The following is a 24,731-nucleotide window of genomic DNA, read 5'->3' as shown; positions in this document are numbered from 1 at the left end:
GGCACCTCGTCCGAGCTGAAGCGCCCGGACTTCTGATCCTGTTCGCTTGCGTCATCCACTGGTGCACCGCACTGCTCGGCAGAAGGTCGCGACGTCCGAAACGGGCGCGAAGCAGAGTTCGAGCGTTGATTCGTCAGCTGTAAGAAGCGCGACGTCGTGAGCTGAGGCGAGTTGCTCCCTCAAGAAGAATCGGCTGGCGCTGCGACTGATGCGGTCCACGCTCGTGCAGATGATCGCCTCGAAGCCGCGGCCGACGGCAGGCAGCGCGGCCGCTAGAGCATCCCAACCGCCGTCGCAGTGCGAAGGACCACCAACGTCGCGGACGGCTTGAGCCACTCGGCCGTCAACCGCTACGGGCATCTCGTAGAAGAACCTATTGATGTTGGCACGCCCGCTGAGAGCGTCTTCGCATCGGCGCAACTGTCGCGCCAGGTCCAAGGTTGCACAGGCATCCAGCCTGTTGGTGTAACCCCAGAAGGCGAGGCGCATGCCGGCAAGTTCTGAGCCGATGGCTCGGTTCATCTCAACTCCATTCGCCGCAGGCGGGCCTCGCAACTCCAGAGATAAGGTAGCACCTTAGCAGCTCTAGTTTTGCTTGAGCTGGTCAAGCGCTACCTGTTCGCGTGCATCGACCGTCAAACACGCCGGGCATACGGCGATCAACCTCGTTCAGCCGTCAGGGAGACTGGACAACGTTGAAGGCGATGCCGAGAGCCGGCGGGCGACGAACATGGGGCGGCAGCAGGTGCAGATCGAGTGGCGGCTGCGGAAGGTCATGGCCACCCGCGATGTCTGGACCGCAACGGCGCTTCGCGAGCTCCTCATCGAGCGCGCCGGGTTCGAGATCTCGCTCCAGTCGGTTTCCGACCTCGTCAAGAAGCAGCCGGTCCAGGTGAAGGTGGCAACGCTAGAGGCGCTGTGCACGACGTTGCAGTGCACGCCGAACGAACTGTTCGGGATCGACATACCGCACGACGTCTCGCTCGCCGAACTGGACGACACCAAGTCCCGCGGCGAGACGCGATCGTCACCGCGTAGCCGGTGAACGAGGCCTCAGCGGCAATGCTCCACCGGTGGATGGTCATGCCGCACTCCGCCGGCTATCGGCCGGGTCGACAACGCTCGTCGAGGATTCGGCAGCGCCTGGCTGCGCCCGGCGGAAGATGCGCTCGTCGACCAGCGGCTCGTGCACCTTCGGCGCCGACGTGACCCACTGCTCCACAGGCAGCGGGCGACCAGCGGCCGTGCGGGCCCAGACCTGGCGCCCGGTGTACTTGACGTTGGTGACGATGCGCCGGACGGCCTTCACACTCCACCGCCCGTTGGGCACCGGCGCCGGGTACTGGCATAGGTCGTGGTTGAGCCGCTCAGCGATGGCGGCGAACTTCAGTCCGTGGTCTGTGCGCCAGCTGAAGATCTGCTTGACGACTGCGGCGGTCCGCCAGTCCGGAACGAGAACCGCACGCAGCTTGCTGTGCCCAGTTGGGTCGGTGACTCGGATGCGCAGGGCGCGGTAGCCGTAGGGCGGTGGTCCGATCTGGTAGCCGGCACGGACCAGTTCGACCATCGCCTGCCTTGACCGGCGGGTGGTCTCGGCGTGGTGCGCGGCGAGTACGGCCCAGTGGATGCGGTTGCCGAGGGCATCACGCAGCTCGCCGGTACCGGGCGCGCCGTTGTCCGTCGAGTCGTCGATAGTCTCGGGAGCGTCGTCCGGCCGACCTGTCCACAAGGTTGTCCACAGTTGTGTCCACCAGGGGCGGATGGTCTCGGCCACCGGTGTACCGACGCAATTGTGACGGGCCGCGGCGCGCAGTGCCGTGCGCTTGCGGCGGAATGTGGGGTGCCAGCCGCACTCGCGGCAGTACAGGCGAGTGGTCATGCCGCTCGCCTCCAGCCGGGGTAATCGACGCCGTTGACGGCGGGTCGGGTAGCGATCTCGTCCTCGGTCGGCCAGTGACTGTCGGCTGCCGCGGCGGCGAGTTCGGCGTCGTGAGCGAGCTGGAACACGAGCGCCTCGTGGTGCGCGGTGAGTGCGAGGGCCGCTCCGGTGGCTCGAGCGACGGCGCGCCGGTCGGCGAGCGAGGCGCGCGTGACGAGCCGGTTGCCGCGAAGTCCTGCGGTGAGCGCGACGCATCGGTCGACCGGGGCCAGCCCAGCGGAGGTGCCGGCCGCGATCAGTGCGGTGGTCAGATCGACCAGGGAGCCGTCCGGCTGTCGGTGGGGTCGGGCGACGACGACGAGATGACCGCCGGAACGCAGCAGCGGCTCGCAGTAGGCCAGCGTCGCGGCGAGTTCTTCGACGGCCGCGATGGGGTCGTGGTCCGGACCGGTCGCGTGCTCGCCGGAGTCGTCGGTCGCGGTGCGCACGGCGGTCAGGACAAGTCCGACTCGCCCGATGAGTCCGGCGGCGTGGATGGTCGCCAGCACCTTCGGATGGGCGTCAAGGACGGACCCGTCACGCCAGGCGCCAGCGGCCTTGGCGGCGGTGATGTTGGCTCGGGCGAGCTTCCACCACCGGGAGTTGGCCGTCAGGCCAAGCGCGTGGCGGCCAGACTGCAACGCCGCCACGAGGACGGATCCCGCTCCGCAGTCGGGGTCCAGGACGAGGTCGCCGGGGCGGGTATAGGTGGCGATCGCGTGGGCGGCGATCGCGGGTGGGATCAGGTCGGTGTCGATGTCCGTGCCGCGCACACAGTCGGCGTCGCGCAGCTGTGTGGCGAGGTCACGCTGGCCGGTTGGCCAGACGGACAGCGGCGGGTCCGGCGGCTCCTCCCCCGGCGTCGACGGGAACCACGACGGCGTTGCGGGACGCTCAGGCATCGGAGGTCTCCTCGCCGTCGGCGGCATCGCGCGGGGCGGCGTGGCGACTGAAGACAAGCAGGTCGTCGTGTACCTGGATGTGCCGGATGGGGACTGTCGGCGGCCTCGTCGAGGCCTGCGAGCGGTCGTGCACGGCCGGGCTTGCGACGGTCAACGCGCCGTCGCGCACGGGCACGCGCAGCACTGCGATGCGGTCGGTGTAGCTGAGCCCGGCATGACGTGCGGCGCGCACGAGTGGTCCGGCGGGGTCGTTGAGCAGACCGGTGGAACGGTCACCATGGGTGATGACAGCGAGAGTGCCGGTCGGGGTTAGCAGACTGGCCCAGTCCGTAGGGCGGAGGTAGTCCAGAGTGCCCGGCTCGGCCGCGGTGATGATGAGGTCGAAGCGGTCCGACTGGTGTCCGGTCGCCTCCGGGTCCGAACCGAGGCGATGGTCGGACGGCGGTGTGGCGGAGTGGTCGGTGGACGGACCGACGGCGGGTAGTCGGGGTCCGGACTCCGACTCGGCCGGGGTGTCGACGGGGGTGTCGTCGATGCGGTTCGGGTGTGTGACGACGGCGTGGCTCTGCACGCTGCGGCCGAGTCGGACCACGGGCCAGCAGGCTTCGAGGAGACCGACATAGGAACCGCGGTGAGACCGGTTGAGGACGCCGGTCGCGGACGCCGAGGCGGGCGGGGCGGAGAACGGTGCCGGGTCGAGCAGCAGCACACGGTGGCCGGGTTGGCTGTAGGTGGTGACGATCTTGATGACCACGGTCAGGAGCCACTGGGCGATCAGCCCGGTACCTTCGCGCAACTCATCTTGAGCACACGGCCAAACGGTGCTCGGCCGGGGGCGGCGGAGGGTGAGGTGCAGGCGCCGTCGATGGTCGGCTCGCCGCTTCCGCGGCAGCGCGATCGGCACGGTCGGCGTGTCGATCGAGTCCTGCGCTTGGGACTGATCTCCCGTGGAGTCGGCACCGTTTGTCGGGGGCATCGCAGGTCTCCTCTGACTGGTCGATGCTGCGTGTTCTGACACCCCTTAACTCCGTTTTTCGACCCGGTTTTGGACATGCGTATCTCACTTCTTTGAACTCTTCTTCCCGGCGACATCCACACCATGACGGCGATGTGCTGCCGGCCTACGCATGACCATCTCATGTGCCCACTGTGGTCAGATTTCTTCAAGATTTTTCCGTCGACTTGCAGTGGATCTTGAGTGGCGAGCACCCGTACCGCCATCGGCCTACCAGGCCGCTACTAGGCCACGCATATAACGGCAGATCAGAGACTACTAGAACGTCGCGACATTGTTGGAAGGGACGATCGTTTTGTGGATCTTGGCAAGCTGCCCGCGCGGACCAAAATAGTAGTGACGTAGTAGCTTCTGGAGCCCTTTCTAGTTGAAACCTAGTAGTGGCGTGGTATTTCCGTGGTATCCGGTGTGGCTTCCTGGGGACGTTGTTCCTATCAACGCTCCAGGAGACACGTCATGGCAGCACAACCCGTTTTCCGCCACCGCGGCGACGACGCCGCGCCGAACTCGCTCGATATTGCACGGGACACCTTTACCTGGCTGGTGACCGGGCCACATCCGGTGTCGCTGAACGGAAGGCTCTTTCCGGGTCTGCCTGATCGATACATCCCGCTGGACGAGGTGCGCGACCGGCTGCTGGCGCGCCGGTGCCCGCAGGCGACGCGGGACGCGGTGTGGGCGCATCTGGTACTGCGCTCCCGCACTGAAGGAGCGACCTGGACGGTCGCCGCAGTCGGGGTAGCGCTGCCAGCGCTGACGTCCGTCGCGGCGATGCTGTCCAACCGCTTCGCCGGTGATCCAGCCGATGTACACGCCGAGGTTCTGCGCGGCTTCCTCACCGCATTGTCGACGATCGATCTGCGTCCGCCGCGGATCATGCTCCGGCTGCGGTGGGCCGCGTATCGGTCCGGCTACGACGCGCTCACGGAGGCGTTGTCGGGTCCGACTCCGGTCGCGCCTGGCTTCCGTTCTACCCCGCCGCACGCGCCGTGGGGTCACCCCGATCTCGTCCTTGCGCGCGCGGTCGCGGACGGAGTCCTGACCCAGACCGAGGCCGCGTTGATCGGCGCGACGCGGCTGGACGAGGTGCCGGTCGCGGACTGGGCCGCGCAGCACCAGCTCAACGAGTGGGCGGTCTACAAGACGCGCAAACGCGCTGAGCTCCGGCTCGCGGCCTACCTGCGCGACTGCGCCATCGACAGCGATCCAACCGACCCGCTGACCGACCAGGTGGCGACCGCGGTGGCACTAGCGCGCCCGGTCACGCCCAACCGTGACACGCCGCGATCGTCACTATCCGTATCCATGTCTGACGTCGAATTCGCGGAGAAAGTTCAGGGTCGCGTGTCCAAAACGGACGCGAAATCCGGAGTTCAGAGCTGCGGGACACACCCGCGTTCAGCCCGACCCTCCGAGGTGACCCCATGCGCCTGATTTCGCTCACGGCCAACGTGGCCGACCGGCCACACGCACGCCGAACCAGTTGTTGCTCGATCTCGCCGACGATGGCCGTCGCACCGACCGCGGTCACTGAGGTCGAGTGCACATCGCCAGACAGCACTCCGATGTCTGACCATCGCGGTCAGCGTCCGCGCCGGTCCCGGCTTCTTCTGTTCGCCAGCCAGTTGCTGGTTCTCGCGTTCCTGCTGGCGGCGTCCTCCGCACAAGCCGAGACCATTCACACGGTGGCACTGGTCGCGTCTGTGGACCAGGTGCTGGCCAACATCCGGAACTGGATCATGGGCATCCTGGCAGCCCTCGCGACGGTCTTTCTGTCCATCGCGTTCGTGCGGCGGATGACCGGGGCCGGGGACCCGGGCGAGATCGAGAAGGCGAAGACGGCGTTCCGGTCAGCCTGCTGGGGCTACCTGGGCGCGCTGCTGACGCCGCTCGTCATCGAGGTCCTCAAAGGATTCGTGGGGGCCTAGCGATGACGGGCATCCACCGCACCATCCCCAGCGCCGAGCACACCCTGTCGGGCACGAGCCCTGTGTCGCAGGGTGCGTCGGCCGTCGCCGATCGGCGGACCGCCGATCGGTCTGGTCGTCGTCGGCAGCGTGCGGTGTGGATGCTGCTCGCCGGACTGCTGGTCGTCCTTGGCTGCGCGTTCACGCTGACCGCGTCGGCGCAACCGACCACTCCGAGCGCGCCCACGCCGTCGACGACGGTTGACCCGTGCTCGGGTACCCAGCCTCCTGCGCCGTGTCGGCCGAGCACACCAACTCCGACCACGTCTCTGGTATGCCCACCACCGCAGTCCGGCCAGCCAGTCCCGCCGGGTTGCCTGCCGCAACCGACCGCCTCGCCGTCGACGTCGCCGACGGCACCTCCCCCGAGTCTTCCTTCGACCGGATCGTCCGGTGGGGAGTGCGGTTTCACCAACCCGACAGCATGTGTCGGCGAAGGCATCAACGCGTTCATCAACCGCCTGGTGGGCGAGTCGCTCAACATGCTGTTGCGCTTCGTCGGCAGCACGTTGCTGTCCACACCGACGTTGGACCAGCTACCGCGGATCGGCGAGATCTGGGAGCAATCCCGACTGTTCATGGTGGCTGTCTACTCGCTGCTCGTCCTCGTCGCCGGAATCGTCGTGATGAGTCACGGGAGCGTGCAGTCTCACTACTCGATCCGGGAGATCGTGCCCCGCATCGTCATCGGATTTCTGGCCGCGAACCTGAGCCTGTTCCTCGGCGACCAGGCCATCCGCTTCGCCAACGCCGCCTCGGTCGCAGTCCTCGGCGACAGCCTCGACCCGCAGACCTCCGGCCAAGCGATCAGCGAGCTGTTCGTCGCCATGGTGGCGCGATCTCTGCTCGACGGCGGCATGTTTGCCGGGTTCCTGTCGCTGGTGCTGACCATCCTGCTGGTCGGACTGCTCATCGGCTACGTCGTGCGGGTCGCGCTCACAGTGCTTCTGCTCGCCGGCGCACCCCTTGCGCTGATGTGTCATGGTCTGCCGCAGACCGAAGGCGTTGCACAGTGGTTCTGGCGTGCCGGTGCGGGCGTGCTCGGCATCCAGATTGGACAGAGCCTGGCGCTGATCTGTGCCCTGAAGGTCTTCCTGCAGCCTGGCGGTTTCACGTTCTTCGGCATGCCCAGTCCGGACGGGTTCATCAATCTCATCGTCCTGATCGCCCTGGTGTGGATTCTGGTGAAGATCCCGACCTGGGTTATGCACCAGGTCCGGATCGGTGGCGGGCGGCGATCGTTCGTGGGCGGTCTGGCGTCTGCGTTCGTCTTCGGCAAGACCATGGGCCTGCTCGGTGGACGCCGGCTCGCCACGCGGACCGCTGTGGCAACCGCATCTGGTGGCGCTGGTGGCCGGTCAGCGTCCGAGCCGCGGTGGCCCGCGCCGATCCGGGAGTGGGGCGGCGTCGGAGGCATCTACACCCCCGAGGCGATCGCAAGGCGCCTCCAGCAACAGCGGGCACGCGAGCTTGCACAGCGACACACCGTGTCCGGCCAGCAGCACTTGCGCTTCCAGCAGGCCGCGCCACAGACACCCACTCACGACATCGCGAGCTGGAACCCGTTGGGCAGCACGGTGGAACCAGAGTTCCGCCCGCCAACTCCTGTGTCCGGCCGGGCCGAACCGCTGGCGCGACCGATAGGCCGTCCCAGCGTGCCTGCGTTCCGGTCTGCCAAGCGGGCGGCCGGCTCCGCCGCTACTGCACCGCCCCGGCTACGCATCGCGGCCGTTCCTGCCGAGTTGCAGTTCCGTCCAGCTGCCCCCACGCCGCAGGTGGCGCCAATGCGGGCCACCGGTGCGCCCGCGCCGACGGTGTTCCGGCAGGCCGTTCCCGATCTCGGCGGCCACGGTCGACGAGCTCGGTCCCACACCCCAGCACCCGTGCAGTTCCAGGCGCCCTCGCGGCCGCCCACACCAGGTAACGACACATCCGAAAGGGGTGGGCGGCCATGAGCCAACCTGTCCGGATTCCCGCCGACGTCGATCGCGAGGACCGCGTGCTGGGCAACCTCACGGCGCGCCAGGTGGCCATCCTCGCTGTCGTCGGGCTGGTGCTCTACGGCGTCTACCTTGCCACGCGGTCATTCGTTCCGCTGCCGGTGTTTCTAGCCATCGCGATCCCGGTTGGCGCATCGGCCGCCGTGCTCGCCCTCGGGCAGCGTGACGGGCTGTCGCTGGACCAGCTGGCCCTCGCGGCGCTGCGCCAGCAGCTGAGCCCGAAGCACCGGGTGGCCGCGCCGGAAGGGATCCAGCCCGCCCCGGAGTGGCTCACCACCCACGCCGTCAACAGCACGGATCGTGGCGGCCTGGGTGCTGCGGCATCGGTCTCGCCGACCGCGTTGCGACTGCCGGCCGAGGCGGTCAGCACGACGGGCGTCATCGACCTCGGCAACGACGGCGTTGCCGTAGTCGCCGTCTGCTCGACGGTCAACTTCGGGCTGCGCACGCCCACCGAGCAAGAGAGTCTCGTGGCCTCGTTCGGCCGGTACCTGCACAGCCTCACCGCCCCGGTACAGGTGCTGGTGCGCACCGAACGACTCGACCTGTCCGGGCAGATCGCCGAACTCCGCGAGCAGGCCGGCGGCCTGCCACACCCGGCGCTCGAGGCGGCGGCACGCGAGCACGCCGACTACCTCGATCAGCTCCGCCGGGCGACCGATCTACTGCGTCGCCAGGTGCTGCTCATCCTCCGCGAACCGCTGCACGCCACCACGCCGACCGACGGGCTTGGCGGTGCCTCGCCGCTGACCGCCTTCACTTCGCGGCGTAAAGCCGCCAAGCAAGCGAGTCCGGTCGACGACGCCGCGCGGCGCGCTGCCGAAGCACGACTGGTGCGACGGCTCGGGGAAGCAGTCGAGCTGCTGTCCCCGACCGGGATCACCGTGACTCCCCTGGATGCCGGGCAGGCCACCGCAGTGCTGGCCGCTGCCTGCAACCCCGACTCACTGATCCCACCGTCCAGGGCACTGGCCGCGTCGGACGAAGTCATCACCACTGCACCCGAGGAGACCTGGAACCCCAGCGCGTTCGGCCGCCCCGTCCCCGCCGCCACAGAGCATGCCCCGGACGAAGTAGATGACGAGTGGGACGACACGGACGACCGCGACGACTTCGAGGGGAGGTACGGCCGATGATGAGCAAGTCCACGCGCCGCGCACGTCGCTCGCCTGCCGGACCGGTGCCCGGACGAGCTGGAGCGTTCACTCCGGACGCCATCTCGATCCGTCCTCGATCACTGGAGGTCGGGGGTGACTGGGTCGCCTCGTTCGCGATTACCGGCTACCCCCGCGAGGTGCATCCGGGGTGGCTCCAGCCCCTGCTCACCTACCCAGGCAGGGTCGACGTGTCGCTACACGTCGAGCCGATCGACCCGGTCACGGCAGCGAGCCGCCTGAAGAAGCAACTGTCCAAACTGGAGTCCGGACGGCGCCACACAAGTGACAAGGGCCGGCTGCTCGACCCACAAGTCGAAGCCGCTACCGAGGATGCCTACGACCTGTCCGCTCGGGTCGCCCGTGGCGAAGGCAAGCTCTACCGATTCGGCCTCTATCTCACGGTCCACGCTCCGACCGAAGAGGCTCTTGGTGACGAGGTCGCTGCGGTCCGGGCGTTGGCGGCGTCGCTGCTGCTGGACGCCAAGCCGACCACGTACCGCAGCCTGCAAGGCTGGATCACTACCCTGCCGATGGGCCTGGATTTGGTCGGGATGCGCCGCACATTCGACACTTCGGCGTTGAGCGCGGCGTTCCCGTTCACCTCGCCGGATTTGCCACCACCGGACCCGACTTCCGTCGGCGCCCCCAGCGGGGTGCTCTACGGCTTCAACGTCGGTTCCCAAGGGCTCGTGCACCACGACCGGTTCGCCTTGGACAACCACAACTCGGTGATCCTCGGCCGCTCCGGCGCGGGCAAGTCGTACTTGGTCAAGCTCGAGCTGCTGCGGTCGCTGTACCGCGGAATCGAGATCCAAGTCATCGACCCGGAAGACGAGTACGCCCGCCTCGCCAACGCGGTCGGCGGCACCTACGTCCACCTCGGCGCCGAGCACGTCCGGCTCAACCCGATGGATCTGCCGATCCACACCCGCCCGGACGGTCGTCGCACCGCGCCCCGTGACGCCCTCGTCCGCCGATCACTGTTCCTGCACACCGTCATCTCAGTGTTGCTGGGCAGCGAGCTCGCTGCGACTGAACGGGGAGCGCTGGACCGAGCCATCACCGCAACCTACCAGAGGGTCGGCATTACCTCCGACCCACGCACGTGGACCCGCCCGGCGCCGCTGCTCGCCAACCTAACCGAGATCCTTGCCGAGACCGGGAACGCGGCTGGGGTCGAGCTGGCGGCCCGGCTGCACCCGTATGTCACCGGCGCGTTCTCCAGCCTGTTCTCGGGACCGACCTCGACGCATCCCGAGGGGCACCTGGTGGTGTTCTCACTGAGGGACCTCGCCGACGAGCTCAAGCCCATCGGCACCCTGCTCACGCTGGATGCGGTGTGGCGGCAGGTCAGCAATCCCGCCATCCGTCGACCACGTCTCGTTGTGGTCGACGAAGCGTGGCTGCTCATGAAGGAGCCCGCCGGAGCCGAGTTCCTGTTCCGCATGGCCAAGGCCTCGAGGAAGCACTGGGCCGGCCTCACTGTCGCCACGCAGGACACCGCCGACGTGCTGGGCTCGGATCTCGGCAAAGCCGTGGTGGCCAACGCCGCTACGCAGATTCTGCTACGGCAAGCCTCGCAAGCGATCGACGAGATCACCCGCACCTTCGACCTGTCCATGGGCGAGAGGCAGTTCCTGCTCTCCGCCGACCGCGGTCAGGGGCTGTTGTCGACCGGGACCCAGCGTGTGGCCTTCCAGGCCATCGCATCCCCCGCCGAGCACTACCTGGTGACGTCTAGTCCCTCAGAAACCGTCGAGTATTCCGACGAATCGTCAGGAATCGCGAACGCCTTCGTCGAACTCGACGCCGCCTGACAGCACCGCGCCAAGCCGCATCCACCGAATCGCACCCAGGGGACACCCATGTCTGCACCACTGCCCATTCCTGCAACGAATCGCCGCCCGAGCCGGCTTCTCACACAGAACCGCGAGATGCGCCAGATCGGCGTGTGGAACTGGTCGTTGCCCGCCTGGGCTGGGCGCCTGCCGGACGGCCGCACCTACAACACCTGTCCGAGCGCGGGAGTCTGCGCGCAGGCTTGCTACGCCCGCCATGGCACCTACACATGGCCGGTCGTGCGCGCCAAACACCACTCGAACCTCGCCTTCGTCCTCGATGACATGGCTGGCTGGGAGACCGCCATGGTCTCTGAACTGGGCGCAGCCAAGTTCCGCGGCGCCTGGATCAGGATCCACGACGCAGGCGACTTCTTCTCCGACGCGTATCTCGAGGCGTGGATGCGCATCTGCCGAGCTCGGTCAGACACCAACTTCTACGCCTACAGCAAGGAGGTCGAGAGATTTCGCAGGCTCGTCGAGCCAAATCCACCGCCGAACTTCCTGTGGGTCTTTTCGTATGGCGGGACACAGGATGCTGCCCTGAATCCGGCTGCCGATCGCCTGGCGGATGTGTTCCCGAACGAGGCCGCTATCGCGGCGGCTGGATGGGCCTCCCAGGAGGCCAGCGATCTGCTCGCGGTGCTCGGACCACGGCTGGTGGGTGTTCCGGCCAACCGCATTCCCACGTACCTCAAGCGGTTGGCGGGGCGCCGGTTCTCCGAATGGCAGGCCGAGATCGACGCCGAGCGCAACGCACGCCGGGATCGTCGGCACCTGCGCCTCGCCGTCGACAACACGCGCCCCGACTCGCAAGGCTCCGCGGTCCAGGTCGACCAGTCGCACGCCGCCTGACGTGTCGCCGCGCAGGCCGTCCATTGTCGCTTCTTCCATTGGGAGGAACCCAATGTCTTGGATAATCACCGCAACATCCCTCGCCCCTTCGCGCGGTGCGCAGACGGTGGGGATGTACGCCTCGCCGGTGACCGACTACCTACGCGACCCGCTTGGCGCCTTCCAGCACGTGCTGGCCTCCCTGCGCGACCTCGCCCTCCTGTGGGGCCCGATCGCCGGGCCAATGCTCACAATCGCAGCGACCGCCGCAGTGATCGCGCGGTCGCGGTGGCGCCGCCGCTACCACGAGCGCCTGATCACCGACGCCCGACTGATCACTGTGCTGGCACCGCCGACAGTCGATCCAACGGGTGCGATCACCGTGTGGTCCAACCTGATCGGCCTGCTGCGACCCGGCTGGTTGCGCCGGTTCGGCGGTCAGCCGCACCTGGCGTTCGAGCTGACGTTCACCGGTGCCGGCGTGCAGATCCGTTTCTGGGTCCCCGGCCTCGTGCCACCGGGCATGGTCGAACGCGCCATCGAGGCCGCCTGGCCCGGCGCACACACCCGCACCAACCCCGCCAAACCCCCGATCCCGACCAGGGCTCCCGCTGGCCGACGGATCGAAGCAGTCGGAGGCGAGCTACGCCTGGCACTGCCCGAGGCGCTGCCGATCCGCACCGAGCACCCCGCCGACCCGATCCGCGCTCTGCTCGGTGCACCGGTCGGGCTCGGCCCGCATGAGCGGGCCTGCGTGCAGATCCTCGCCCGGCCGGTCGCCGGCCACCGGGTGACCAAAGCCCGCCGGGCCGCCCGTCGCGTACACAGCGGTAGCTCGGTCCACCTGCTCGGCCGACTGCTCGACGTCATCACACCCGGCAAGACGCCGAAGCCATCGACCGGCACGCGGACACCAGGGCTGGATCGGCAGACCAGCCTGGCCTACTCAGCCCAGGACCGCGCCATCGTCGAGAAGCTGAGGGGAAACCAGTTCGAGACCCGCATCCGCTACGTCGTGGCCACCACCGTCTCCGAGAACGCGGCCCCCGGCGAAGTCCGCGCAGTGCGGGAAGTGTTGCGGGGCCGAGGACACGCGATCGCATCGGCCTTCGCCGCCTACTCCGAGCACAACCGCTACCGGCGGATTCGGCTCCGCCACCCGGTCCCTGCGCTGGCCGACCGGCGGCTGGGCAAGGGTGACCTGCTGTCCATCCCGGAGTTGGCCGCGATCGCGCACCTGCCGATCGACGACTCCACGCCTGGCCTGCAGCGAGCCGGCGCCAAGGCCGTGCCACCCCCACCAGGCATCGCCACGACCGGCGAACAGATCAGGCCCATCGGGCTGTCCGACTCCGGCCACGCCCGCCCGGTCGGCCTCCACATCGCCGACGCCCGTCACCATATGCACATCCTCGGCGCCACCGGCTCCGGCAAGTCCGAGCTGATGGCACGCATGATCCTGGCCGACGCCGATGCCGGGCGTGGCGTGGTCGTCGTCGACCCGAAGGGTGACCTCGTCTCGGACATCCTGATGCGTCTACCCGCGCAGCTCGGCGAGAAGGTCGTGCTCTTCGATGCCGACTCCCGAGCCCGTCCACCGGTGCTCAACCCGTTGGAAGGAGCGGACAAGGCCCGCGCGGTCGACAACCTCGTCAGCATCTTCTCCCGGATCTACGCCTCCTCGTGGGGGCCACGCACCGACGACATCCTGCGCGCCGGCCTGCTCACTCTGACCGGGATGTCTGGCACCCCCACGTTGGTCGACCTGCCCAAGCTGCTGACCGTGCCCGCGTACCGAGCTCGGGCCTGCGACCAGATCGACGACGAGGTGCTCAAGGGCTTCTGGTCCTGGTACGACGACCTGTCCGAAGCCAGCCGCGCACAGGTGATCGCGCCGCTGATGAACAAGGTCCGCGGATTCCTGTTGCGGCCCTTCGTCCGCGCCGCCATCGCAGGCGGAGAATCCACAGTGGACATGGACGAGGTGCTCAACACCGGGGGCATCTGCTTGGTTCGCATCGCTCGCGACGCGCTGGGCATGGAGACCGCGCGTCTCGTCGGCTCGATCGTTGTGGCACGCACCTGGCAGGCCGCCACCCGCCGCGCCCGTGTCCCACAGCGCAAGCGCCGCGACTGCAGCCTGTACATCGACGAGTGCCACAACTTCTTGAACTTGGCCTACCCGATGGAGGACATGCTGGCCGAGGCTCGCGGCTATCGGCTCTCGATGACTCTGGCCCACCAATACCTCGGCCAGTTGCCGAAAGAGCTGGAAGAGGGCATCAGCACCAACGCCCGATCGAAGATCTTCTTCAACGCCTCGCCCGAGGACGCCAAACGGCTCGCGCGGCACACCCTGCCACGGCTATCCGATCACGACCTGTCCAACCTCGGCGTCTACCACGTCGCCGCCCGCCTCGTCCTGGGCGGCGAGGAAGCACCGCCGTTCACCGCGGTCACCGAAAAGCTGCCGCCCGCAATTCCCGGACGCGCCAAGGCCATCCGCAAAGCCGCCAAGGTCAATACTCGCCCACCCACCGCGGACCCGACCATCGTCGCTGACCGGTCCGGCCAGCCATCTGTAGATCCGAGGCGGGCTGCCTGATCGATCGAATGCCTTCCTCCGCAACAGATGCGGGCTTCTCGGGTCGCGTGCTGGCTCCTGTTAACCACCTGTGCTGGCCTGATTCGCTCCGCAATTGGGAGGTGCCTGCCCATGATCTCGAATCCCACACCTCAGCGGCAGCTGCGCGGTCACATGCCTCAGCGCCCGACTCCGAGGGCTGCGGCCACCGGCGAGCACCACGCCCAGCTCGCCAGCCGACTCACCGTCCGGGACAGGTGGCTGGCCCGGATGCTGTACGAGCACAAGGTCTTCACTACCTCACAGATCGTCGAGCTCTGCTATCCGACCATGCGCGCGGCCAACCATCGCCTGCTCGATCTGTTCAAGTGGCGGGTTGTCGACCGCTTCCAGCCGTTCGTCAGCTCCGGCACCGCACCCATGCACTACGTGCTCGACGTCGCCGGAGCGGTCGCCCTCGCCTACGAGGACGGCTTGGATCCCAGGCAACTCGGCTACCGCCACGAGGACGCCATCGGGATCGCCCATTCTCTGCGCCTGGCCCACACCGTGGGTGTCAATGGCTTCTTCACAGCGCTCGTGGCACTCAGCCGTCAGTCAGCCGCCCGCGGGCGGCTGACTGCATGGTGGTCCGAACTGCGCTGTGGCCGCCTCTTCGGTGACATGGTCCGCCCTGACGCCTACGGCCGCTGGCACGAAGACAGCCACCAGATTGAGTTCTTCCTCGAGTTCGACTTCGGCACCGAGGACCTCGGCCGACTTGCCAGCAAGCTCTACGGCTACGAAAAGCTCGCCACTGCAACAGGAATCACCACGCCCGTCCTCGTGTGGCTGCCAAGCAACCGCCGAGAAACCGGTGCACGCCGAGCGCTCGCTGGCGCTCTGCTCCAGTTGGACCGTCCAGCGCTCGTGCCGGTCGCGACGAGTGCCGCAGACCTCACCGGCGTCGCGCACGCGGGCAATCCCGCCGTTCGCCGGTGGCTGCCGGTCGTCGATAGGCCGGCTCACGCACCCGGCCGACTACGGCTCGCTGAGCTGGTCCAAGTCTGGCCGCAGCTGGAAACGCTCGCCACGCCGTTCTCGCCGTTACCGCAGGCGCAGCAACCATCGGCGACCGAGCTAACCGCGCCAAAGCCGCTTCCCCCGACGCCCTCGAACACCTGGCAAGGCCGCCGCTGAGGCAGCTTCACCACCGCTCACCTTCCGCACTGCATCGACGGCGCCGGCACGCCCGCTCTGCTCACCTCCATGAGCATCCCTTGCTGTCGTCCACACGGGGAGGTCGATCATTGTCCACAAAGAAGATCACCATCATCGCCGCGGTCGCGTTCCTGCTGTCTGTCGTGCTCGTCGCTGCTGCGGTCGGCGGCATCGCAGGCTTGTTCGGCGACAGCAGCCGCACGGACTGCTCCGCGGTCGGCTCCACAACGACCGGTGTCGCCGGCTACGACTCCGATCAGATGGCCAACGCCGCCACGATCGTTGCAGTCGGCAAGCAGATGATCGTCCCAACCCGAGGCTGGGTGATCGCCATCGCTACCGCGATGCAGGAATCCGGGCTACGCAACCTCGGCTACGGCGACCGCGACAGCCTCGGGCTCTTCCAGCAACGTCCGTCTCAGGGATGGGGCACCCCCGCTCAGATCATGAACCCCACCTACAGCGCCACCCAGTTCTACAAGCATCTGCTCGCGGTGCCTGGATGGCAGGCGATGAGCCTGACCAACGCCGCGCAAACCGTGCAACGCTCCGGTTTCCCCAACGCCTACGCCCGGCACGAGCACGCCGCACGGATCATCGTCGCTGCCGTCCACAACGCCACCTGCTCCACCACTGCTGGAGAATGGACCGTTCCCGCACTGGGGCATTGCAGCTCCGGATTCGGGCCGCGAGAAGGAGTGTTCCACCACGGGCTGGACATCGCCGCACCCCTCGGCACCGCCATCGTCGCAGCCAGCGACGGCCTGGTGATCGACGCCGGACCCGCCAGCGGATACGGCCTCTGGATCCGCATCCAACACCGCGGCGGAACCATCACCACCTACGGACACAACAACCGCAACCACGTCCACACAGGACAAGCAGTCTTCGCGGGCCAACCCATCGCCGAAGTCGGCAACCGAGGTCAATCAACCGGACCTCACCTGCACTTCCAGATCGAAGTCGGCGGCGAAGCCATCGACCCCGTCACCTTCTACCGCCAGAACGGCATCGAGCTCTGCAGCTGAGCCAACAGAACCGCTGCTCGCAGTCGTCAGCTCGCCAAGAGATTCGACCGGCTACGACGGCACCGAGGATTAGTCGCTGTCCTCGCCTTCGAGGAGTTTGTACACGTTGCTGCGCTGCATGCCGACTTCCTTGGAGATCCTCAAACGGGGTACTCCAGCAGCGTCCGCGGCGAGCACCGCCGTGCGGCGCTTCTTGCGAGCCTCTCGCTGCTTCGCGAGCAACCCGTTGATCTTCTCTTCGAGTTCGGCCTGCCGAGTTCGGGCCGCTTCGAGTTCCTTCTTGATCCCCTCGACCTCAGCTCTGCTGGCCCGAAGTTGAAGGACTTCCTCGGGGTCGCTCATCAGGGAGCCTCTCTTGCCGGGCGCAGTGTCGTACGCGACGACACATCGTGGTCTGCGTACGTCTATCACACATGTCTATCACTCCCTTTGTTAGGACATGGCGAGGGCGACGTCGGATCAGGCTGACGTCACCCTCGCCAGTGCTGCGACTGGCTTGATGTCTCACTGAGCGGCTGGCTGACGACCGGCGCGCTCCTGGTGGTCCCCGAGCCAGCAGTGACGGCCTACTTCGGCGAGTTCGGCCTGGCGCTGCCGCCACTCGGGCATCCACAGGTTCATGCGCCGTTGCCAGGCGGATCCGTGAGAACGACCGCCTGGCCTCGTCGCGTGGGCCTGCTCGTGAACGAGCACGTACTCGACCAGGTGCACGCGCAGGCCGAAGACCGCCCAGTGCAGAGCGGTGATGTGCTGGGGCATGCCGCGGTAGAGCCCCCAGTGACGCCTGCCGAGATCTCGTACCTCGTAGCGCAGGCCCTCAATCCGGCCGTCCAGCTCGTAGGGGCGTCCTTCGCGCTTCACCCAGGCGAGTCCGACCTCCCGGTACCAGTCGATGATCGTCCTGCGGACCTGTCCCGGTGGCTCTGCACGCACGTAGAGGATCCGGTCCGCCGTTGCTGCGGGCAGCTGCCCGGTGCCCGCGGGCGGGGTGGTGACGAGCTGGAGCCGGTAGCGCCGGCCGAGCAGGTCGAACTCCGCGCCGTCGACCAGTGCTTTGACCGGGTGTTCGGGTGCCAGTCGTGCGGCTGTATCGACCTTGTCGGTGATCCAGCGGCGTCGGCTGCGGACGAAGCGAACGACCTGGTCCGGGTCTGCCGTGGGCGGAATCAGGACGGTGACGGTGCCGCCAGGCTTGACCTCGATACCGACGCTGCGACGCCGCGGACGGATCGCTACGTCGACCTGCCATTCGTCCGGGAGCTGTAGACCGGCCAGGCCGGCCTGGTAGCGGTCTGGGCCGTTCATCGCAGTCCCTCCCGATAGGCGATGTGCTCGACGGAAGTGGCTACCGTGGCGGCGCCGGCGCGCAGCAGCTCGTTGACGCCCTTCGAGGTGACGGAGTGGATCGGACCGGGCACGCCGTAGATCCGACGGCCGAGCTCTCCAGCGGCGCGGGCAACGGCAAGTGCGCCGCTGCGCTGCCCGGCTTCGACGATCACGGTCGCCGCGCTGAGCGCAGCCAGCAACCGGCATCGCGCGTGGAACCGGATGCGAGTCGGCGGTGTGCCGATGGGGTACTCGCTGACGAGCAATCCGCCCTGGTCGATCACCGTTTGGTAGAGCCGGGCGTGCTGGTGCGGATAGGTCCCGTCGACACCGTTCGCGAGCACGACGATCGTCCTGCCCTCGGCGGCCAGCACGCCACGGTGCGCCGCCTCGTCCACCCCGAGACCGCCGCCGCTGACGACTGTCACCTCGGCGCGAGCGAGCTCGTAGCTGATGTCCCCGGCCACGGTGTTTCCGTACGCCGAGGACGCACGGGCGCCCGTGACCGTGACCGCGGGACTGGTGAGCTCGGCCAACGAGCCGCTGCCGCGCACCCACAGCGCGAGCGGAGCTCCGTGACGGGCCGCCAGGCTGGTGAGCCGGCCGAGCGGCCACTCGTCGTCTTCGGGCGTGAGCAAGCACGCCGTGCCGTCGTCGAGGGTGCGCAGGTCGTCGTCGATCCGGGCTTCGGGCCGGGTGATCTCGCTGACGACGGCTGCGGGAGCGGTGCCGTGCCGGATCTGTGCGACGGCTTCGACCGGTCCGTGGACGGCGACGTACTGGTGGATGGCGGGTGCTGGTGGTTCGGCTGCTCGCAGCAGGAACAGCCTGGCGTGCAGTTCATCGCGTGAAGGCATGGTCAAACTCCTGGAAGGGTCGGTTTGGCGGTTCGGAAGTGGTTCCGCGCCTGCGGCGCTGGTCCGGCTAGGGCTCGGTGCGGTCGTGCAGCGGGATGGGCAGGCTGTGACCGATCAGCTCGTGCCAACGGGAATCACTGGTGTGAAGGTGAGCCCCGGAGGCCATGAACCACTTGCCGGGCGGGGCGTCAGCGGGGCGTGCGACGTAGCGGCCGTGCTCGAACAGCAGGTAGACGCCCGGCGCGTTGTCGGAGGGTTCGAAGATCTGGGCGAACGCGGGCAGCGTCCGTTCCTCCCCTACGCCGATGACCGTCACGTGGCGGACGCGGGAGGACAGTCCCTTGTTCGGGCTGTGGAACGGGCCGGTCAGGATCTCCGCGCGCAGTACTTTCCGGACGACCGGCACTTCGATGACGCCGTCCCCGAGTTCGGGAATCTGGTCAAGTTCCGTGATACCCCAGGGTGTTTCGGTATAGGCAGCGAGAAGCCGGTAGGCCGGGACATAGTCGGCACCGTGGCGCACACTGGCTTCGGCCTCGGCGGGCAGCCGGGTGAGTACCTTCTCGCGCATACGGTTTGTCCAGGCGTGCGCCTCGCTGACATGCCAGCCGATCGTGCCGCTGGTCTGGTACTCGTAGCAGTCCAGCAGGCGCAGTACGGCGACTGGATGCAGCGCGCGGTCTGTCACCGTCGCGACGTAGTCCGGCGGCCCACCGTCCTTCTGCTCCATGTCGCGATGGGGTCGATGCTGCTGAAGCAGCATCTGGCCGATCGGCATGGGATCGTCGAAGACGCCGATCACGCCGAATTGCAGTCCGGCGTTGACGAGTCCGTCGATGTGCGCAGGGTGCAGGTCGAACCGAGCCATGGCGGTATCCCTTCAAGAGAAGCGGAATTTCGGTAAGTCGTTCAGGCCGCGTTGCTGCGACCACGGCTTTCGATAAGTGCTTGCTGCGCAACGGCGATGGCGCTCCGACGATCTCCTCGTTCTTCTTCACCGCGATGCCGACGAGCCAACTGACTTCGGTCAGCGCGTTGAGCGTCGCGGGTTGACGGAGCGGTCAGGAGTGACGGTGTCGCCCGATGGCGTGTTCGACGGCGTTGGTAATCGTGTCGCCGTTGGTCTGCGTGCTCGCGTGCTGGTAGAGCGGCCAGGACCAGACGCAGCCGCGGCCGTCGCAGTAGATGCGAACGTATCCGTCGCCGTTTTCCTGGAGTACCAAGGGAAGGCGGTGCCGTTCGGGTTCCGGTTGTCGGGGCGTGTTGCCTGGCAACGTAAGGCGCGAGCCGTCCCGAAAACCCACGTCGACCCCACGCTCGGCAAGATGCTGCACGACGTGGCTGACCAGGTCTTGCGCGTTGACCTTGCCGACGGCCGAACCGGGCCGGGCGGAATCTTCGAGGTAGTTGCAGACCAGGTCTTCCAGCGTTTCGACCAAAATCATCGGTTGAAGCCCTTTCGTGAGCGGGTTGCCTGACGGGAGCGATTAGCCCCAGTTGCTGTGTTCGCGGTTCCACTTGGCTTCGACCTTGGGCGCCAGTTCAGCGCGCAGGTCGTCCACGGTCCGGCTGTGTTTGGCGGCGAGCGCGGCCAGGATGAGCCGCGCATCCTCGTGGTACTCGGCGATGGTGTTGCGGTGAAACGCCACGTTGCGCTTCGTAAGGAGCCGGGCGTAGGACAGCGCCTCGATGTAGGAGCGCCGCGCGGTGAACTCGGTCTCGATCTGCCCGTATTGCTTGGTACGCAGCGGTGTTCCGTCCGGTGCGGTGATCGCCTTTGCGGCTTTGGCCTTAGCGCCTTCGGCTTTCTCCGCTTCCCGCGCGAGTTGCTCGGGGGTCTTGATCCGGCTGGGCCGGTTGCGGACGTCGACCGGTGCGCTGGGGTAGCACTCGGTGCACGCGGCCTTGCCGGCCTGCTCGACGATCTCGGTCTCATCGTGACCGGAGAACTGAGTGAGCCAAGCGAACCGCGTGGACGGGAAGCAGGTGCGGCAGGCAGTGGTGCGGTGCACGTGGCCACCGGTGTTGAGGACCAACCAGGCGCGGGTCCAGCCGCCACGGCGTTCGAACTCTGCTTCAAGAGGTCGTTCCGTTGCCTCGCACTCGGCAATGGCCTGGCGGGCCTGTTCGATCTGGGGCCGCAACTCGGTTGCGTACTCGGCCATGCCGTCGTTCACGAGGCGCTGGGCGCGGGTAGTGAGCCTGCTGAGGGTGTCGTTGGCCTTGGCGTGCTCGATGTCGAGCCTGTTGAGCTCTTCGTCGATCTCGGACGGGGTTGCGGTCGTGGGGTCGTTGATGGGCATGGTGTTCACCTCGGAACGGGTTCGGGCCAGGCTTTGCCGGCCAGGCGTGGGCGCGGGAAGGCGTCGCCGGTGCGCCATGTGCTGATGACGGCGGCGAGTTCGCTGGTGATGGCGCGGTCGAGGTGGCGGATATCGATCGTGGGCCGGCCGTTGCGGCGGGCGCCGGTCCACAGGTCGAGCACCTTGGTGAGGCTGTCGGCCAGCAGCGCGGTCAAGGCGGTCGGTGGGTAGTCGTCGGCGATCGCGGCCAGTAAGCCAGCCACCTTGAGCTGGCAGACCGAATCAAGGGACGTCGACCGTCGCGGTGAGCGAGATGGGACAGGGTGATGCGGTTAGGCCAGCAGCCATCGGCGAGACGCAGGCGACTCCTGGCACGGGTCGAGATGGCGCGGATCGGCGCCATCGCGGGCGCGACGGGCGACCACGAACCACCAGCGCAGCAACGCGCGAACCGCGCGGACTCGGCTCGAGGCGTTCGGCAGGAAGTAGACGAGTCCACCTCCGTTGAGGAGGTGCGCACGGTCGCGGTAGGCGGTGGGTAACCATCTGCCGCGCGTCCGGACGAGGCCACCGACGACGCTGACCGGCTGCTGAATGCCATAACACTCTGCGGCGCGTTCGTCGATCGTGACGATGTGGACGGTGTGGCCACCGGTCGCGTCCACGATCTGAGTCAGGGTCGCCACGCCGTCGCGGGAGTCTCGTCCGTTGACCGGCAATGTCACGACAGTGGTGGTGTGGGTGTGCGTGGTGTCGGTCATGGGACGACGTCTCCTTCGGGACGTGATGAACGCGTCGGTGGATTCGGCGGGTGTCGGCTAGCGCGCAGCCGACACCCGCCGTTGGACCTCGTGGGGGGCGGATCCGGTGATCACCTGTCAGCGGTACTGACCGGTGATCTGGACGAGGTGGGCCATGTCGACCACAGGGCCGGCCCAGTAGCGGACGTGGGCCGGTTCGTTGCCGATTCCCCAGACGTAGAGCCGGAAATCGGCGTCGCTCGGGCAGATCCAGACGGACGTGTTGCCGGTGCCGGTGGGCGTGCGGATGCCGAATTCGTCGCATCGGTCAACGTCGATCGCGGACCACGGACCCGCCTGGAGGTGTGCGAACACACGGCCATACGGGGCGTCGAACGGCACGGTGTGCGCTTCCTGCCGGGCAGAGACCCACTCGGCCAGCGCCGAAGCGGACAACGATCGAGAGGAGGTGATCACGGCGCGCATGGCGTCGACGCTGGTGAGCCGGCCGTGGTCGCTGCTGTCCCCGTACGCCAAGGCAGGCGGTCCGGTGAACCACAACGTGATCCACTGCGGGCCCCGGTGCCAGCCGCGGGCGCAACCCCGATTGTCGCCCATCCCGGTGATCGGAATCGGCGGCAACGTGCCGTCCAGGCCCCGGACGGGGCGAGGCGTCCACTTGTGCGCGCGGAGATCATCATCAACGGTCGGGTACAGCATGTCCGTCGTGCGTGCGCTCGCGTAGCCGTGTGCCGAACTGCTCAGGGCCTCCGCCAAGCCGTTCATCCGGCCGGTGACATTGCGCAAACCCTGTACCGACATGGGTTTCGAGCTCAGGGCGTCGTCGGCCAGGTCGGCAACCTGGCACCGGAGGTTCGCCGCGCGCTTGGCCAACTCGGCGAGGCTGGCAGCCTGCACCCGGTTGATCGCTTCGAAGGAATCGGCGCGTGCGCGTTCCCGTTCGAGCTCCGCGCGCAGCGTGTCGACGGTGGTCGAGTGGTCGTCGGTCATGCCTGTATTCGCTTTCGTCGGGCGGGTGATGAATTCCGGAGGTGTTGACGAGGCCAGTCACTGTTCGGCGAGCACACGGTCGAGCTCGTGAAGGAAGTAGCCGACGTCGGTGTTCGCGCGTATGGCGTCGAGTCAATGAGGACGAGGTCTTCCGGTCGAATTACGGTCATTCGGCCACGACTGGTTTGCGTTTTGCTCACTTCTCAGGTCCTCATTTCGCGAGCCTGTGGGTAGGTCGCTGATCGCGCGACACCAATGAGCCGGTTGCGACTGGTCACCAGTCTCCGAAGGTGCAGACTGACCCACATTTGCCGGTAGCATGTGGTCCGCCAGGTGCGAAATGCGTGCGGCGCGCGAGTCGGTCTTGCTGTTCGTATCGCGCGCGGTCTTTCCTGCTGCGCGTTCCTGCCCGTTCGACAGGCTGGGCACCAGCGAGAAGCTGATCACAGCGGGGGCATCCGGGCGTCTTTCGCCCGAAGACAGGTCCGCCGCACGTGTGTTTCACAACGGTTTCCATGAATGCGCCTTTCGTAGCGAGACCAGCCATTAGGCAGCCGCCTGGTAGCCGGTGCCGGGGCATGTCGCCAGCTCGGGAAAGTGGTTGGTTCGGAAGGCTTGCCAGGCTTGTTCCGAATTTGCGCGCGCCCGGTTGCGGCCCTTGTCAAGGCGGTTGGGGCCGCGCTGCTGTTCGGCTTGCTGGTTCAGTCGTTGGCGGACAAGCCACGTCACCGCCTGTACCTGATGTGCCGAAACCCGGTCACCAGAGATCGCGGAGATCATTTCCGCAGCACGGTGGTACTGATTCACCACATAGTCGTAGTGCCGGCGACTGATCGAACCGTCTTGGCGCTTGAACCCTTTCAGGGGTGCCGAGCCGTACTCGTCCGAACTGAGTGCGCGACCGTGCGCGACCGACAGCGCGTGCCGATCGATGACAACGCGCGGGTCTCCGGGGTCTTTGTCTCCGCCGTGTTCAATCAGGTGAGCGAAATCGCGGATCTTCGGACCGGCGAGAATGTCTTCGTATCGTTCGCCGGACAGCAACCGAGTGGCCGCGTGTTTCTGCGACGTGGACGCGAATACGCCGGATCCCGGTCCGCCAATCCCCTGCCCCTCGCGGAGCACGCGAGCGGCATTGAGAATGTTTCCGATCCATCCCTGTTGTGGCGAGTAGATCGCGAGCATTCCGGCACCGAGATGGGCGTTGCCGTTGGCGATGACGGTTGCCACGTGGTGCGCGTCGATATACCAACGCATGCCTTGGATTGTTTCGTCGGGTGTGGCCTGTTCCCAGTGCCACACGATGTTTTCGTGGCTCACGGGGTGAACCTGGAACCATGGGTGATCACTGGGGGTGAGCATTGCTATCAGGTCCTTACGTGTGATTCACGCTCACCGGCGAGTCGTCCCACAAGCGGAACCATTCCGCTACGGCGGTACGTTCGCCGACCGTTCGTACGTATTTGTCGAGCGCGAGCAACTCGCGCCAAATCTCTCCGACGTCCAGATTCTGCAATTCGCGTGAGATCTCGTCTCGGACGCGGTCAAGGTCAACCGTCCCGGATGAGGCCAGGGAATACAGCGCGGATGACATACCGCCATGCCAATCGGACGCGATACGTCGCGCTTGGCCGTCGCTGATCATTACGATGACTGCACTCACGATTCCCCTCGATTCACGCGGGAACCGCGACCGGAACGGATACCATCGCGGAAAAGTCGAAAATCGCGACCTGCGCCGTTGCTCGCGCGAGCGTCATTGCTTCGGACAAGTCGGCAGTGACGATGGAAACGTCTAGATAGACACGGCCGGTGTCAGGGTCACACCAACCCCCTAGAACCCGACCGGGTAGCGTAAGAGCATCTTTTGCACGCACGATGTATTCGTGAAGGTCATTACTAGTGACACGACCGTCGAAAACGTGTTCGTGTTCCGGGTGTACGGCTACGGCGTAGCCGGCGCGAACGTCAGAACCGTCGCTAGGGTCGACAGAAAACCCGCCGTCCGGAACGGACAGAGCGTCCGCCATGGCGCTAATCCGGGCGGACCA

The 24,731-nt window shown here is 67.1% G+C and carries 25 protein-coding genes; 10 read left to right on the top strand and 15 right to left on the bottom strand.

The features are described from left to right. Positions 1-51: 51 nt before the first annotated feature. Positions 52-522, bottom strand: coding sequence for a hypothetical protein (locus IG04_RS0131700; RefSeq protein ID WP_144065713.1), 471 nt, complete (start codon positions 520-522; stop codon positions 52-54). 208 nt (positions 523-730) lie between these two features. Here IG04_RS0131700 and IG04_RS0131695 point away from each other — a divergent pair, with 208 nt between their 5' ends. After that, positions 731-1,045 carry a helix-turn-helix domain-containing protein gene (locus IG04_RS0131695; RefSeq protein WP_245816721.1) on the top strand — a complete coding sequence of 105 codons (315 nt, stop codon included), beginning with the start codon at positions 731-733 and terminating at the stop codon, positions 1,043-1,045. A gap of 36 nt (positions 1,046-1,081) precedes the next feature. Here IG04_RS0131695 and IG04_RS45700 read toward each other — a convergent pair whose 3' ends face one another. From IG04_RS45700 to IG04_RS0131680, 3 genes are read right to left on the bottom strand one after another with little or no spacing between them, the layout of a single operon-like run. Further along, positions 1,082-1,879, bottom strand: a complete 798-nt coding sequence (locus IG04_RS45700; RefSeq protein WP_159460524.1) for a recombinase family protein — start codon at positions 1,877-1,879, stop codon at positions 1,082-1,084. Then, positions 1,876-2,820 (bottom strand): DNA methyltransferase, encoded by a 945-nt coding sequence (locus IG04_RS0131685; RefSeq protein ID WP_051771084.1) that lies wholly within the window; start codon positions 2,818-2,820, stop codon positions 1,876-1,878. Before IG04_RS0131685 ends, IG04_RS45700 begins: the two co-directional genes overlap by 4 nt. Next, positions 2,813-3,796: a hypothetical protein gene (locus IG04_RS0131680; protein WP_084402175.1), complete on the bottom strand. Its 984-nt coding sequence runs from the start codon at positions 3,794-3,796 to the stop codon at positions 2,813-2,815. Before IG04_RS0131680 ends, IG04_RS0131685 begins: the two co-directional genes overlap by 8 nt. A 495-nt stretch (positions 3,797-4,291) precedes the next feature. Between IG04_RS0131680 and IG04_RS0131675 the strand changes: the two genes are divergently transcribed. The 9 genes from IG04_RS0131675 to IG04_RS0131635 all read left to right on the top strand — a co-directional run bounded on the left by IG04_RS0131675 (position 4,292) and on the right by IG04_RS0131635 (position 16,443). Then, the gene (locus IG04_RS0131675; RefSeq protein ID WP_030480410.1) at positions 4,292-5,269 is read left to right on the top strand and encodes a hypothetical protein; all 978 of its coding nucleotides are present in this window, start codon (positions 4,292-4,294) and stop codon (positions 5,267-5,269) included. 131 nt (positions 5,270-5,400) lie between these two features. Further along, a complete protein-coding gene (locus IG04_RS0131670) occupies positions 5,401-5,763 on the top strand; it encodes a pilin (RefSeq protein ID WP_030480409.1) in 363 nt (120 codons plus the stop codon). A 503-nt stretch (positions 5,764-6,266) separates the two neighbouring features. Then, positions 6,267-7,757 (top strand): TrbL/VirB6 family protein, encoded by a 1,491-nt coding sequence (locus IG04_RS44785; RefSeq protein ID WP_063758342.1) that lies wholly within the window; start codon positions 6,267-6,269, stop codon positions 7,755-7,757. Beyond that, positions 7,754-8,938: a PrgI family protein gene (locus IG04_RS0131660; protein WP_030480407.1), complete on the top strand. Its 1,185-nt coding sequence runs from the start codon at positions 7,754-7,756 to the stop codon at positions 8,936-8,938. The genes IG04_RS44785 and IG04_RS0131660 overlap by 4 nt, the downstream gene beginning before the upstream one ends. After that, positions 8,938-10,776: a VirB4 family type IV secretion system protein gene (locus IG04_RS0131655; RefSeq protein WP_051771083.1), complete on the top strand. Its 1,839-nt coding sequence runs from the start codon at positions 8,938-8,940 to the stop codon at positions 10,774-10,776. The genes IG04_RS0131660 and IG04_RS0131655 overlap by 1 nt, the downstream gene beginning before the upstream one ends. Positions 10,777-10,824: 48 nt before the next feature. After that, a complete protein-coding gene (locus IG04_RS0131650; RefSeq protein WP_030480405.1) occupies positions 10,825-11,652 on the top strand; it encodes a GP88 family protein in 828 nt (275 codons plus the stop codon). Positions 11,653-11,764: 112 nt separating this feature from the next. After that, positions 11,765-14,236: a helicase HerA domain-containing protein gene (locus IG04_RS0131645; RefSeq protein ID WP_245816724.1), complete on the top strand. Its 2,472-nt coding sequence runs from the start codon at positions 11,765-11,767 to the stop codon at positions 14,234-14,236. Between the two features lie 111 nt (positions 14,237-14,347). Continuing rightward, positions 14,348-15,394 carry a replication-relaxation family protein gene (locus tag IG04_RS0131640; RefSeq protein ID WP_030480403.1) on the top strand — a complete coding sequence of 349 codons (1,047 nt, stop codon included), beginning with the start codon at positions 14,348-14,350 and terminating at the stop codon, positions 15,392-15,394. Positions 15,395-15,585: 191 nt separating this feature from the next. Further along, positions 15,586-16,443, top strand: coding sequence for a M23 family metallopeptidase (locus tag IG04_RS0131635; protein WP_420843997.1), 858 nt, complete (start codon positions 15,586-15,588; stop codon positions 16,441-16,443). A gap of 69 nt (positions 16,444-16,512) precedes the next feature. Here IG04_RS0131635 and IG04_RS0131630 read toward each other — a convergent pair whose 3' ends face one another. From IG04_RS0131630 to IG04_RS0131575, 11 genes are all read right to left on the bottom strand, one after another. After that, positions 16,513-16,785 carry a hypothetical protein gene (locus IG04_RS0131630; protein ID WP_030480401.1) on the bottom strand — a complete coding sequence of 91 codons (273 nt, stop codon included), beginning with the start codon at positions 16,783-16,785 and terminating at the stop codon, positions 16,513-16,515. Positions 16,786-16,947: 162 nt separating this feature from the next. Further along, positions 16,948-17,748, bottom strand: coding sequence for a YgjP-like metallopeptidase domain-containing protein (locus IG04_RS0131625; RefSeq protein ID WP_030480400.1), 801 nt, complete (start codon positions 17,746-17,748; stop codon positions 16,948-16,950). Further along, positions 17,745-18,626 carry a DNA-processing protein DprA gene (gene dprA / locus IG04_RS0131620; RefSeq protein WP_051771080.1) on the bottom strand — a complete coding sequence of 294 codons (882 nt, stop codon included), beginning with the start codon at positions 18,624-18,626 and terminating at the stop codon, positions 17,745-17,747. The genes IG04_RS0131625 and dprA overlap by 4 nt, the downstream gene beginning before the upstream one ends. Before the next feature lie 67 nt (positions 18,627-18,693). Further along, positions 18,694-19,494: a hypothetical protein gene (locus tag IG04_RS0131615; RefSeq protein WP_030480398.1), complete on the bottom strand. Its 801-nt coding sequence runs from the start codon at positions 19,492-19,494 to the stop codon at positions 18,694-18,696. A 193-nt stretch (positions 19,495-19,687) separates the two neighbouring features. Then, on the bottom strand, positions 19,688-20,071 hold the full coding sequence (locus tag IG04_RS0131605) for a hypothetical protein (RefSeq protein WP_030480397.1): 384 nt from the start codon (positions 20,069-20,071) through the stop codon (positions 19,688-19,690). A 42-nt stretch (positions 20,072-20,113) separates the two neighbouring features. Beyond that, positions 20,114-20,929: a hypothetical protein gene (locus IG04_RS44415; RefSeq protein ID WP_144065710.1), complete on the bottom strand. Its 816-nt coding sequence runs from the start codon at positions 20,927-20,929 to the stop codon at positions 20,114-20,116. A gap of 5 nt (positions 20,930-20,934) precedes the next feature. After that, positions 20,935-21,192 (bottom strand): hypothetical protein, encoded by a 258-nt coding sequence (locus IG04_RS0131595; protein ID WP_030480395.1) that lies wholly within the window; start codon positions 21,190-21,192, stop codon positions 20,935-20,937. A gap of 69 nt (positions 21,193-21,261) precedes the next feature. Further along, complete coding sequence (locus IG04_RS0131590; RefSeq protein WP_030480394.1) at positions 21,262-21,690, bottom strand: hypothetical protein; 429 nt, start codon at positions 21,688-21,690, stop codon at positions 21,262-21,264. A gap of 117 nt (positions 21,691-21,807) precedes the next feature. After that, complete coding sequence (locus tag IG04_RS0131585; RefSeq protein WP_030480393.1) at positions 21,808-22,680, bottom strand: hypothetical protein; 873 nt, start codon at positions 22,678-22,680, stop codon at positions 21,808-21,810. 546 nt (positions 22,681-23,226) lie between these two features. After that, the gene (locus tag IG04_RS0131580) at positions 23,227-24,000 is read right to left on the bottom strand and encodes a DUF7178 family protein (protein WP_144065709.1); all 774 of its coding nucleotides are present in this window, start codon (positions 23,998-24,000) and stop codon (positions 23,227-23,229) included. A gap of 55 nt (positions 24,001-24,055) precedes the next feature. Beyond that, entirely contained in the window at positions 24,056-24,343 is a 288-nt protein-coding gene (locus IG04_RS0131575; protein WP_144065708.1) for a hypothetical protein, read from the bottom strand. Positions 24,344-24,731: the final 388 nt, after the last annotated feature.

The organism is Lentzea albidocapillata (genome assembly GCF_000719115.1).
Taxonomy (GTDB): domain Bacteria; phylum Actinomycetota; class Actinomycetes; order Mycobacteriales; family Pseudonocardiaceae; genus Lentzea; species Lentzea albidocapillata.
Note: the sequence above shows the minus strand (reverse complement) of the source record. Positions and strands in the feature narration are given on the sequence as shown.